We start from the raw sequence: 13242 nt of genomic DNA, 5'->3' as shown, positions 1-13242 counted from the left end.
TACACGAGCCTCATTTTTGTGTTACTGTTCACTCCGTTCACAGTAACGTTCTACCCTTCAACTTCAGTATCTAATTTCTCCAAAAGTAACTGTAGACATTCCTCTAGATCTCTTCCTTTTTCATCCACAACAACATCCGCATACTTCTCATAAAGTGGTACTCTTTCCTCGTATAAATCCTTCAATGTCTGTCCTTTTTTTAGAATAACGCCTCTCCTTTTTAGATTTCCAAGCCTCTTCTCCAAGGTACTCAGGGAAACTTTCAGATAAACAACCGTTCCAATCTCTTTGAGGTGACTCATAGCTTGCCGGCAATACACCACACTCCCTCCTGTGGCGATCACAGACCTCTCTGCTTCAATAGAAGCGTTAACTTGATTCTCAATTTCCATAAATCCATTGATTCCGACCTCTTTGATAATCTGATGAAGTTTCTTTCTTTCTTGTTCTTGAATCAATAGATCTGCATCTATGAATTGAAAACCAAGAACTTTAGCCAGAACGACTCCAAGTGTACTTTTTCCTACACCTGGCATTCCAATTAGTATAATATTGTTCATAGAATCCTATGTTCCCTTAATTTAAACAAATTTCTTTAAGTTCAATGTAGCATTATAGCATTTTGAATTCTTCTTTTCAACTATTAAATCTCTCTGTTATCTCTTATCCCTCTCTTTTTTCCTTCTTTTGCGCACACTATAGCCAAATTTTCCTATCTTTTTTCCTAAACCAAAGTACTCTCCATGAGAATAAGCTAAAGGCCTTGTCTTATTCCATTGAAATTTTCCCGTCTCATCGAGATATTCCTCATCTGCATGAACTGCCACCACTTCAGCCAAAAAAAGATGATGTGAACCTAACTCTTCCACTTTTGCTACACGGCATTCTATTGATACGGGAGATTCCGCAATCATAGGACCCTTAACAAAATCAGCTTTTTCTCTTGTCAATTTTAATTTTTCAAATTTATCTACATCTCTTCCAGATTTTACACCACAGTAATCTGTGGCATAGGCAAGCTTTTCTGTCGTCAAATTTATAACAAATTCCCCTGTCTGCCTTAACATAGCATAAGAAAATCTCTCAGGGCGCACAGAAATAGACACCATGGGCGGGTTTGTACACACGGTTCCCGCCCACGCAACAGTTATAATATTATCTTTGCCCTCAGAATCTGCCACAGTAACCATCACTGCTGGAAGAGGATACAGCATATTTCCAGGTTTCCAAGTCTGTTTTCCCATAAATACTCCTCTGACTTCTCTTTTTTCACAGCATCAAGAATAAATATCCTGCATTGCTTCCATCAAAGCCGGAATCAACTGTTTCTTTCTGGAGACAACACCTGGCAATATTACGCTTCTATTTTGGGCCTTCACATGAAAAGCCTCTTCTAGCAGGTTATCGCAGTTTTCCCCGTAGAATATTAATTCTGTAGATTCCTCCAAAATATTGGTCAGCATAAAGTACACACTGGATACCCCATTTCGACCATATTCACTTTTCATAAATGGAATCAATTTTTCTTTGATTCTTCCAAGCTCTTCCGCTTCCATGGAACTGATCTGTCCAACCCCAAAAGTCTGTTCTCCTGAGATAAATTTCTTGTAATCCTGATAGAAAATTTCCTCTGACGATTTATCTTTCAGACTGCTACCAGCATGGAACATCTCTTTTGCGAAACTTTCAATCTCAATATCTGCGATCAAAGCCAAAGCACCTGCTGCCATCTTGTCATGTATCGTACAAGTCGGTGATCGGAACATCAACGTATCTGAGATGATAGCTGCACATAAAAGTCCCGCTATCTGAGGAGTAATCTCTAATCTCGCTTCATTGTACATCTGGTACATAATCGTACCCGTACATCCCACCGGCAGATTTCGAAACATAACCGGAGCCATTGTCTCAATATTTCCTAACTTGTGATGATCAATAATTTCCAAAATCTGAGCACTATCAATATTATCTACCGCTTGACTTCTCTCATTGTGGTCTACCAAAATCACTTCTTTCTTGTGCATTCCCAAAAAATTTCTCCTGGAAATCGTACCAATACACTTTCCATGTTTACTGATGACCGGAAAGGCACGGTGTCTATTCTTAACCATCACGTCCTGGATACTATCTGTGAAATCCTCAGTATGAAACGTAACCAGATTCTCAGTCCTCATCAAGTACCTCAAAGGGATGCTCTGATTAATGGTTCTAGCCACTGTAAACGTATCAAAAGGAGTCACAATAATTGTCACTTTCTGCTGCCTAGCAACTTTCAGAACTCTTTCACTCACCTCTGAATCCAAACAAATAACCAGACAACTGGCTTTTTCTTCCAGTGCTTTCAGATGATCTTCTTCTCTGTTTCCTAAGATGACCAAATCACCAGCACCTATATACTCCTTCATTCTGTCTGGATGGAGAGCTCCCACCAAGACCTTTCCATTCTCGAAGTAACCTTCTTCATCCCCAGCAACGACCCTTGCATCCAAAGTCTGTGCAATCTGCAAATACTGTGTCCTTGCTTTTCCTAGAGTATAATTGTCCGCACACATAAGACTCTGTGCAATGTCCCCAATGGTGATAAGCCCTTCCAATGTACCGTTTTCATCCTTGATTGGAAGCGTCACAATCCCATTCTCTCTCATCAGATTCCATGCATTTCTCACAGGCATATGTTTATTTACATCAGGACTCGTCCTAATATCCATATCTTTTACTTGTGTTCCCACATTTCCAAGATAGGGAGGCGCCTCAATTCCAAAACGATTTAAAACATACTGTGTCTCCTCGTTGATTTGCCCTGCTCTTCTGGCTACATATTTCACTTTGCCGGACGTGGTCCTGTTCTTGATATCTGCATAAGCAATCGCAGAACAAATAGAATCTGTATCGGGGTTTTTATGCCCAATAATATATACTCTCTTCTGACCTCTCATACTATTTCCTTTTTACTGATCTAACTTGATATTTGCAAACAGCGCTCCTAAAGAAGTAGTCGCCTCTCCAGCTTTTGGAAGTTCATAAACCTCTTCTTCAATCTCTTTTGCAGCGACATCAGCCAAAGCCTTCATACTCAAACTCAGTTTTCCGTCCTTAATCGCGATAACCTTTACTTTTACTTTATCACCCACCGCAAGAACCTGAGAACAACTCTTAATTCTCTTTTCGCTGATCTGTGAGATGTGAACCAGACCGGACAATCCATTTCCCAGATCTATAAAAGCTCCATATGGTTGAAGACTTTCCACTATCCCCTCTGTCACCAGACCAACCTCCACATTGGAGATTTTAGCTTTTCTCTCCTCGTCTGCTTTTTCCTTCAGTATTTCTCTGGCGGATAAAATCAGCCGTTTCTTTTCTTTATCTACCTCAAACACTCTCACCTGAATTGGCTTATTCAGATACTCCTCCAAATTATCCACATAACTTAAGCTCAGCTTTGAAGCAGGAATAAAGCCTCTCACTCCCTCCACATAAGCTACAACTCCAGACTTAACGACACCTTTTATCACAACATCCAAAACTGTCTGTTCTTCTTTTAATGTGTTCAGTTTTTCCCATGCCAATACATCGTCTGCTTCGACCTTTGACAATAAAATATTTCCATTTCCATCATCTTTACTCATCACCATAGCTGATACCTCATCACCTGTATGTACCTCATCTTTTACATGGAATCCCGGCTCACGACTAAAATCTTCCACATGGATGACTCCTTCTGTGTAATACTTTAAATCCAGAGTAACCTCTTTGTCTGTGATCCCGATTACTGTTCCGGTTAAAATCTCTCCCTCTTCAATCTCCTGAAAGGAGGTTTCTAGTTCTTTCTCATAATCTTTCATTGTCTCTGTCATATCATACACCCGACCTTTCAAATTTTAACAATATTGTACATATATTCTAGCACATATTATCTGGTTCGCATACCCTAAATCCCCTATAAATGAGGAGTGCCCTGGCAGGTAACTACCAGGGCAATTATTATGAAAAAATTTATATGTGTAATGAAAACATTACGCTAAACAAAATTAAATATTTAAAACAAATTTATTATAACAATAATATATGAATAATTCATAAAAAAAGTATTAATTTTAGTTTAATTACACAATTTTTTTCATAAAACACTCCACTTTTTGATATAGTATTCGTCTTTCTATCCCAAACGATTTAAAAAGTCTTTAATAAATTCCACAATCTTTGAAAAAAATCCTTGTACTTCTTCACTGTCTAAATCTATATGTATTCCCATGCTGTCCAATTTATCATATAGATTACTAATCTGATCTTTCAGCTGATTCACATCCAGGTCAAGATCATCTATCTTTTTCATCAGCTCCAAAATACTCTGTTTATTTTCTTCTGAGAGAGTTACTCCAAATTCTTCTGATGCCTGATTGATCAACTCTGAGATCTGATCATCCGTCAAATTCTGAGAAGCTACTTCATTCTTGATAAACGCAATCAATTCCGCAGCTTTCTCCGGGTCCTCTAAAGTCTCTCCTAAATTACTAGTCACTACAAGCTCATTGGTCGCTGTATCGACATTGTCGCTGTCTACCTTCTGTCCAGTCATTGTCTCATATGCCTTAATCGCTCCGACTAACCCTGCTGTTCCCGATATACTGAAAGGACCTGCAACTATAATATCCGCATTTTTTATTCCAGCTGTAGCCAATGCATTTTGATACATCTCAGTGGTACAATATGATATATTTTTTGTAGTCACTCGAATACCGTTTCCCTCAGCAGTCTGTTCTACTTTCACCGAGGAGAGTGCCCTGCTTCCGATTATTTTTTTGTCCAAATAAGCGTCCAAGTACTTGTGTTCATCTGCATTCGTGACATTAATGACTGTATAGTTTCCCAACTCAGACTCTTTTACACCTAATAGTTCCAAAACTGCTGATTTTTCCGTATCATTTAAATCTGCTCCTAAAGAAAGATACGGTTTGGTTTCCTGTGCTGCCATTACAGAACATGGAAGCATCATAACCATGATTACCGCTATCAATGCAGACAACCATCTTTTTCTTTTCATAGTCATTCCTCTTTTCTCAATAAGATTATTCATAGTATATTTGATTTTTTTGTACTGAATGATTATAACATAGTTTCCATTCCTCTCTGTAACTCTTAGATTTTTCAAATTATCTCTTATTCTATCACACTATACCCCCATAAGCTCTAAATAAAATCTAAAAATTTTCTAATTTTTTTGTTTAAAATCACTATTTTTTTTACAATTTTATATATTTTTTACGATTCACAATTTTTTCTCCATTCGTTCATCTTTTCTTTACAAGTTCATCATTATTTAAACATAATTTATGGATATACTAAGACCATAAAAATAATAACAACCAATTATTTTTATAATTTCTTTTTCATATGTCGGTTGTTTAAAACAACCGACTCTCCTTCCTTTAAAAATATAGAAACGTATAGAAAAAGAGACTGCCTAGACCATCGCATACAGCAGTCTCTTTTTCTATTTCTATGTTGAAACATTACGTTTTCTCACTAAAAAATTGCTCAGATCGCTGAATTCCTTCAGGGTCAGCATTTCTCCTCTCACATTCAATGAAAGCCCACAAGCTGTCAATGCCTCCTCAATCTCTTCCTTCTGCAAGTTCAACTCTCTGCTATTCTTTAGTCCATTTACCAAGGTTTTTCTTCTTTGGTTGAAGGATGCTCTGATCATTGCAAACATCTGAGATTCGTCGTCCACTTCTACAGGAGGCTTCTCATGCCGAAGTAATTGTATCACAGCACTTCCCACCTTTGGCCTGGGCATAAAACAGTTGGATGGCACATTTGCAATCATTTTAGGTTCCGCATAATACTGTACTGCCAAGGATAAAGCCCCATAGTCCTTCGTACCAGGACCAACCTTCATCCGGTCAGCTACTTCCTTCTGCACCATAATCGTGATAGACTCAATGGGCACTTTTTTCTCAAACAATCCCATAATTATCGGAGTTGTAATGTAATACGGGAGATTCGCGACAACTTTTATGGGCTTTCCCTCATTTCGTTCTTCTGCAATTTTTCTGATATCTACTTTGAGAACATCCTCATTGATGACAGTCACATTGCTGTAACTACTCAGAGTATCTTTCAAAATCGGAATCAGAGATTTATCAATTTCCACCGCCACTACTTCTCTGGCTGCGTCTGCTAAGTACTGAGTCATTGTTCCTATCCCAGGACCTATCTCCAAGACAAAATCACTTTTCTGAATATCTGATGCCCGTATAATCTTGTCCAAAACATGAGTATCAATCAAAAAATTTTGACCAAACCTTTTTTGAAAGACAAAATCATACTTTTTTAATATCTCAATTGTATTTTTCGGATCTCCCAAATAAGGCTTGGTCATAAATTTTCCCCTCTTTTTTCGTTTTATGTATCATTCTGCTATCACGAAATTTAAGAAACTTTTTCAGCTAAAATCTTTTTCATACAGGACAATCATTCCTTCTACATCCGTCCGTTTCTTTGAAAGATTCCTTGTCAGCTTCCTCGCTCCACTCTCAGCTTTCTCAATCGCAGCATCCACCATTTTTTTCACAGCCTGAATCGTCATCGGCTCATCTTCTTTTTGATTATCACCAATCAGATTATACAACGCCAAAATTCCCATCTGATCGATCACATACCCATTTTCTTTCGTATAAATCTTTGCAAAAGCCACCAATTCATCATTTGTAAACACCGGAATATTGACCATAGAAGTAAACTTTGCCGCGAACTTCGGATACTTTGCTATCAGTTTGCGCATGCCAATCTTTTCATCCTCAATGATAACTGTCAGACCGTCTGTCCTAAATTCCATTGCCTTATTCAACTGCTCTACGGTATCTGCACTCAGCTGATTTGCCTGCTCAATTACCAAAAATCCACCGGATAATTTGTCCACTACTTTTGCAATATCCTGCCCATTTAATTCATCACCAAAGACATAAGCTACTTTTACGGCCTTTAAATTCAGCTCCCTACAAGCCGCAGGCACAAACCCTTGAATTAATCTGGTCTTACCACAGCCCCTGTTTCCCATGACAATGACATTTCCACTCTTAGAAGTCTTATCGGCTGCTGAAAGCTGTACATCCAACAATGCATCCAAAATCTGTTCCTTCATTCCCGGTATTTTTACAAAATACGTGAACAGTTTCTCTTCCTCATCATCAAAAGCCATCTTTCTTGGCACAATCTCCGTATCTGTATCTACAAGAATGTCATCTAGAACCTCGATATCTTCTTCCCTGTTATTTTCATTGTCCCAATCTTGAGGCTCCCTTTTTAAATCTTGGTTTGAGGCTTCAACTACCAGAGAATCCTCTTTTTCGGTTTCTTCCTCACTGTCATCAACTTCCAGAGAAGCTACAAATTCTTCTCTCTCTCTACTCAATTCTTCATCTAAGTTAAATTGCTCCAGTTCGAGTCCGTCGTCTTCTAAATCTGATTCTTCATAATCCTCAGATTCTGGCTTATCCGCATAACTCTCTTTTTCACGCCCTGCAAACACTTCTTGTTCCGGTTCAACATCTGCCTCTACCGTTTCTTCTACTGTCTCTTCTTCAGAAGAATCCATGTCAGAGAACTCTGACAATTCTTCCTCATCCACAGTCTCTTTCTTCACAGCATCTTCATAGTCCTCTGGAACCTCAATTCCCTGTTCGCTGGCTGCTGCAAGAATCATATCCTCAAGATTTAAGTCTTTACTCTCTTCTTCTTTTTGTTCTTCCTGCTGCTTTGCTAATTCCTCATCCGTAGGAAGAACAAATTCTGGAATCACTTTGGCCTTCGGCGCTTCGATTTGATTCGAAAGCTTTATCCTATCCGGAATTTTTAACTCCGGCATCTTTAATGGCTCATTCCATATATCAGGCTTCTCCTCAGAATCTTCTGTTTTTTCTATGAAATTTTCTTCCTCTTTTTGCTGTTCTTCCAGAAGTTTTTCTGATTCCAGCGGCGGTGCTTCTTCAACATCTACGGATTTTTCAATATCGTCGACTACTTCCTGTGGCTTCATCTCCTGTTCAAGTTCAGAAGTTTCATCACTTACCTGACTATCTTCTTCCAACCTCTGATCAAAAAGCTCTTCTTCTTTTCTTTCTTTATGGATTCCTGAGAAAATATCCTTGATGCCTTTGGCAATCTTTTCTTGAAGAACTCCCGTAGTCTCAACAATTCCTCCAACTCCCGCATTGGCAGCCTCTTGTTTGATCTTGATTTTTTCAATCTCGCCGGCCTTCACAGAAAGCTCTTCCTCAGAATTTTCACTCTGAGCATCCTGCACTTCCTCTTTGACCACCGCTGCCTCCTCTGGAGTAATCAGTTTTGGTATAAATTGTTTCTCATATTTTTCTCTCTCACTCTGAGAAATAGCCCCCATCCTTAATTTCAGATCTAAGGCCTTTGTCACATATTTTCCTTCACTAAACCAGAGTATTAAATCATCACAAACTTCCAAACTCTTTTCTCTCTCTCCGATTTTATAATAGAGCTTTGCAAGTTCAAATGACCACTTCTCTGTAAATTCTTTTTCTTTATACTCCTCAAGAATTTCAATCTGCTTTTCTATCGGAGCTTTCTTCACTCTCAGAATTTTATATTGAAGGACATAACAGCTTGTATCTTTTGGAGCAATATTTTTGTACTCCTCATAAAATTCTTCTGCCTCTTTTACATCTCCCATCCTCAGCGACACTTCTATCAGACGGTACAGTATCGTTTTTCCTATGGGCGCACGATGGTAAGCAAGGAGAAAGATTTCCTTACTTTCCTCATATCTTTTATTGGCAGCATAAATCTCACCCACGACACAGAGCGTACGGATATTTTTCACTTTACGCCAATCAATACTATCCACAATATCCATGGCACTCTCATAATCTTTTTTTTCAATCAGCTTATTGATTTCTTCTAGTTTTATCCGAAATTCTTCTTTGTCCAACGCATTCACCAACTTTCCATAATTAAACCCAGTTTATCATACGCCATTACCCTTGTCAAAATTCTTTCTCTCCCTTAATCTCCCAATTAGTAACAGTTCAGCCAGCGCTTTTTGTAAAACTGTACTGCACGCTTATTATGCCTGGCTCCACCGTTTTACTCATGAAAAGGCGCCCATCCACACAACTATATTTATAGTTTTTATTGGATTAATGAAACAGATAAACATTTCCCTTTATTACTTTAAAAACTTTATTTATCTGGAATTGATGGTTTACAAAATCATCCAGTCCAGTACAAGTTATCAAAGTCTGTATATCATGGATACTGTCTAAAAGGTAATTCTGTCTATTACGGTCAAGCTCTGACAAGACATCGTCCAATAGAAGTACTGGCGTATCCTTTATCAACTTTTTAACCAGATAAATTTCCGCCAATTTCAGAGAAAGCGCTGCAGTTCTCTGCTGTCCCTGAGAACCATATCTGCGAATATCAATTCCGTTGACTGTCACACACAGATCATCTCTATGAGGGCCGACTGTGGTCGTTCTAAGCTGCATATCTCTCCTGTTTTGACGCTGCAACTCTCCTTCAAAATTATTACTTTCTACATTTGGCTCATAAGTAACCTCTAATTTTTCTGTTCCGCCAGTCAGATTTTGATGAATTTTTTGAATCAGTTCATTCAACTCTTTCACAAAAGAATAACGCTTTTCTATAATCTTCTTCCCGTGACTAGCTAACTGCTGGTTCCAAATATCCATGGTATCCTGAAGCTCAGGCTGAAACGCCAAATCCTTCAGCAACTTATTTCTCTGATTTACTATCCGATTATAATTTGCCAAATCATTCAAATAAATCCTATCCAATTGGCATAATTCCATATCTAAGAATCTTCTTCTCTCGCCCGGACCATTTTTTATGATATTCAAATCCTCGGGAGAAAAAAATACAAAATTTACAATTCCAAATAATTCTCTCGCCTTTTTGATCGGGATTCCATTGATCGCAATGCCTTTTGCCTTATTCTTCTTCAGATGCATATCAATTTTATAAGAAATATGCTCCTTTTTTACGATCATTCTGATATGGGATTCCTCCTCATCAAAATGAATCATCTCTCTATCTTTGCTTCCTTTGTGTGACTTTGTCGTACCACACAGATAGACAGCCTCCAAAACATTTGTCTTACCCTGGGCATTATCTCCAAATAAGATATTAGTCCCTTGATCAAATTCCAATTCAAGGGACTGATAATTTCTGAAATTTTTTAATTGAACAGATTCAATATACATAGATCACCTGACAATTCTAATCTCATTATCTTCAAATGAGACCACATCGCCTTCAACTAATTTTCTGCCTCTTCGAGTTTCCACCTCCTGGTTTACTTTCACCAGACCTTCTTGAATCACATACTTTGCTTCGACTCCATCTTCCACTAAACCAGCCGCTTTGATTGCCTGTCCCAATTTTATAAATTCTTCTCTCAACTTAATTTCCATCATTTCCTCCTAAAATCAAGCGGTTCTTCACCTGGCTTGGCTAAAATTTACCGGGAGAATCAGATACGTATAAGACCCTTTATCATCTTTAATAAAACATGGGGCTTTTGGATTCACCAGATAAATGGTGATTTCTTCGTCATCAATTACTCTCAGAGCATCAATCAAAAATTTCGGATTGAATCCGATCAAGATATCTTTTCCCTCTTTTACAATATCAATTTCTTCATCCATAGAACCCATAGCAGAATCTATGGTAAGCACCATGGAAGTATCTGTGATGTTTATAATAATTGGTTTTTTATCTCCTTCACGAACCAAAAGTGTTGCACGATCAATACAGCTTAAAAACTCTTTCTTATTAATCTTTAGCTTCGTCTCATAATCACTAGACAACATCTGATCAATTCTGAAATACTCTCCCTCAATCAACCTGGAAAGAACTAAGGTTTGATCAAACTCAAACAATATGTGATTCTTAGTAAAATATATCGTTACTTGATCATCTACTTCTCCAGAGAGAATTTTACTGATTTCATTCAACGTTTTTCCAGGCACTATAATTTTTCTATCTTCATAGTCTTTTGCCAGTTCCATTCGCCTGATCGCTATACGGTGACCATCCAAAGACACTATTTTTAGATAATTATCTTTGATTTCAAACAATTCTCCAGTCATTAATTTGTTGTTTTCATTGACTGCAATTGAAAATATTGTCTGACGAATCATTTCTTTTAGAGTGAATTGAGACAACGTTATACTAGCATCTCTTTCAATCATCGGAAGATAAACAAAATCTTCTCCTGATTTACCAGGTATATTAAATTTTGCTTTTTCGCAAGTTATCAGAGTATTTAACTTATCATCTGTTTGAATTGTGACATCATTATCTGGGAGTTTTCGTATAATCTCAGAGAAGATCTTGGCATCTAAGGCAATCATTCCTTTTTCAGAAATGGTTCCATCTACCATAGTCTCAATTCCAAGTTCCATGTCATTTGTGACAAATTTAATTTGGTTGGCAGTTGCATCAATTAAGATACACTCTAGAATAGGCATAGTTGTCTTTGAAGGTACTGCTTTGAGTGCTATATTTACTCCTTTTGATAAGTTACTTTTTGAACAAATAATTTTCATAGTGTGAATAACTCCCTTCTGAGAAAAAAAGTGGGTTTTTTTATAATATATAAAAGAAGAAGTTCGTAGTCCTCGCCGTAGGGGCTGTGAATTTGTGAAAAACTCAATTTAAGCCTGAAAAATAGGGTTTTTGAGGCTTGGATAACTGTGTGTAAAAACATTTTTAAGTTTGTGAATGGTTTGTGTAAAAGGGTTCATCTAAATTTTGATGAAAAATTGGAAAGTAAACTTATACACAGTTATTTTGAGTTATAAACGTTTTATACAGCCTATAAAGTGGATAACTTGTTCAACGGTGTGGATTAATTTTTTTCATTAATACTTCAATGGTATTTTTCATTGTGTCTGAAGTCTGGAGTTCGTGTTCTATCTTTTCGCAGCCATGCATGATTGTGGTGTGATCTCGGTTTCCTAGACATTTACCTACAGATTTCAGAGGAATGTCGATCATTTCTCTACAAAGATACATGGCAATTTGTCTGGGAATGACAATTTTAGAGTTTCGCTTATTTCCCTTAATTTCGTCTATTGTGATGTCATAATGTTCTGCCACCATACTAATAATGTATTCTGGTGTAATTATTTTTTGTTGATCTGGTGAAATAATATCTTTCAGTACCTGTTCTGCCAGTTCTACTGTGACTTCACGTTTTTCTAGGTTGGCGAAAGCCATTACTTTATTTAGAGATCCTTCCAGTTCACGAATGTTTGATTTAATGTTTGTGGCGATATATTTTATGACATCTTCGTTGATATCGTATCCGTCCATTTCCTCTTTTTTCTTTAAGATAGCTACCCTTGTCTCATAATCGGGAGAGGAAATATCTGCGATTAACCCCCATTCGAAACGGGAACGGATTCGGTCTTCCAGGATCTCCATATCTTTCGGAGGTTTATCTGAGGATATGATAATCTGTTTCTTGGCGCTGTGCAAGGAATTGAAAGTATGAAAAAATTCTTCCTGTGTTGCGTCTTTTCCTATAATAAACTGTACGTCATCGACTAAAAGTACGTCGATATTGCGGTATTTGTCTCGAAATTGAGTCATTGCAGTGTTATTGCCGTTTCGAATTGCTTCAATCAGTTCATTGGTGAACTCTTCACTGGTGACGTAAAGTACTTTACTGTCAGGATTATGTTCTAATATAAAACGGGCAATGGAATGCATTAAGTGTGTCTTTCCAAGACCAACACCTCCGTAAATAAAGAGTGGATTGTAAATCTCTCCTGGTGATTCGGCTACTGCGAGAGATGCGGCGTGAGCGAATTTGTTATTACTACCGACTACAAAAGTACCGAAAGTATATCTGGGATTTAAGTTTGCCTCTTCAAAACGGGTATCGTTGGATATTAAATTCTTTGAAGTTATTTTCTTGACATCGTCAGAAAGAATGAATTGAACTTCACACCTGTCGATTCCAGTAAGTTCACTAATTGTTACTTGTAGAGGAAGTTTGTACTTTTTGTTGATATAATTTAGTCCTACCTGTTCGGAAGGAACTAAAATAGTAACAATGTTTCCTTCCACACTGTAGACTTTAAGTGGTTTTAGCCAGGTGTCAAAAGAAATATCTGACAGGTCATGGTCAATTTTTATGGTTTGTAGTATTTCATCCCATTTTTCAGCTACTATGTTCAT

General features: G+C 37.5%; 11 protein-coding genes. All 11 read right to left on the bottom strand.

Annotation, left to right across the window (positions count from 1 at the left end):
- Positions 1-50 precede the first annotated feature (50 nt).
- Positions 51-560, bottom strand: coding sequence for a shikimate kinase (locus tag BLHYD_RS00055; protein ID WP_005952450.1), 510 nt, complete (start codon positions 558-560; stop codon positions 51-53).
- 96 nt (positions 561-656) lie between these two features.
- Positions 657-1244, bottom strand: coding sequence for a flavin reductase family protein (locus BLHYD_RS00050; RefSeq protein ID WP_005952448.1), 588 nt, complete (start codon positions 1242-1244; stop codon positions 657-659).
- A 33-nt stretch (positions 1245-1277) separates the two neighbouring features.
- Positions 1278-2936, bottom strand: coding sequence for a putative manganese-dependent inorganic diphosphatase (locus tag BLHYD_RS00045; RefSeq protein WP_005952446.1), 1659 nt, complete (start codon positions 2934-2936; stop codon positions 1278-1280).
- A gap of 12 nt (positions 2937-2948) precedes the next feature.
- Positions 2949-3854: a S1 RNA-binding domain-containing protein gene (locus BLHYD_RS00040; RefSeq protein ID WP_005952444.1), complete on the bottom strand. Its 906-nt coding sequence runs from the start codon at positions 3852-3854 to the stop codon at positions 2949-2951.
- 302 nt (positions 3855-4156) lie between these two features.
- On the bottom strand, positions 4157-5041 hold the full coding sequence (locus tag BLHYD_RS00035; protein ID WP_050769945.1) for a DUF1002 domain-containing protein: 885 nt from the start codon (positions 5039-5041) through the stop codon (positions 4157-4159).
- A 456-nt stretch (positions 5042-5497) separates the two neighbouring features.
- Positions 5498-6382 (bottom strand): 16S rRNA (adenine(1518)-N(6)/adenine(1519)-N(6))-dimethyltransferase RsmA, encoded by an 885-nt coding sequence (gene rsmA, locus BLHYD_RS00030; protein ID WP_005952440.1) that lies wholly within the window; start codon positions 6380-6382, stop codon positions 5498-5500.
- Between the two features lie 63 nt (positions 6383-6445).
- Entirely contained in the window at positions 6446-8962 is a 2517-nt protein-coding gene (locus BLHYD_RS00025; protein ID WP_330634490.1) for a hypothetical protein, read from the bottom strand.
- A 208-nt stretch (positions 8963-9170) separates the two neighbouring features.
- Positions 9171-10256, bottom strand: a complete 1086-nt coding sequence (gene recF, locus BLHYD_RS00020) for a DNA replication/repair protein RecF (RefSeq protein WP_005952434.1) — start codon at positions 10254-10256, stop codon at positions 9171-9173.
- A gap of 3 nt (positions 10257-10259) precedes the next feature.
- Positions 10260-10469, bottom strand: coding sequence for an RNA-binding S4 domain-containing protein (locus tag BLHYD_RS00015; protein WP_005952432.1), 210 nt, complete (start codon positions 10467-10469; stop codon positions 10260-10262).
- Positions 10470-10493: 24 nt separating this feature from the next.
- Positions 10494-11603 (bottom strand): DNA polymerase III subunit beta, encoded by a 1110-nt coding sequence (gene dnaN / locus BLHYD_RS00010; RefSeq protein WP_005952430.1) that lies wholly within the window; start codon positions 11601-11603, stop codon positions 10494-10496.
- Positions 11604-11892: 289 nt separating this feature from the next.
- Positions 11893-13242 carry a chromosomal replication initiator protein DnaA gene (gene dnaA / locus BLHYD_RS00005; RefSeq protein WP_005952428.1) on the bottom strand — a complete coding sequence of 450 codons (1350 nt, stop codon included), beginning with the start codon at positions 13240-13242 and terminating at the stop codon, positions 11893-11895.

The sequence above is a fragment of the Blautia hydrogenotrophica DSM 10507 genome, assembly GCF_034356035.1.
Lineage (GTDB): Bacteria > Bacillota > Clostridia > Lachnospirales > Lachnospiraceae > Blautia_A > Blautia_A hydrogenotrophica.
This window is presented reverse-complemented; position numbering and strand designations above follow the sequence as displayed.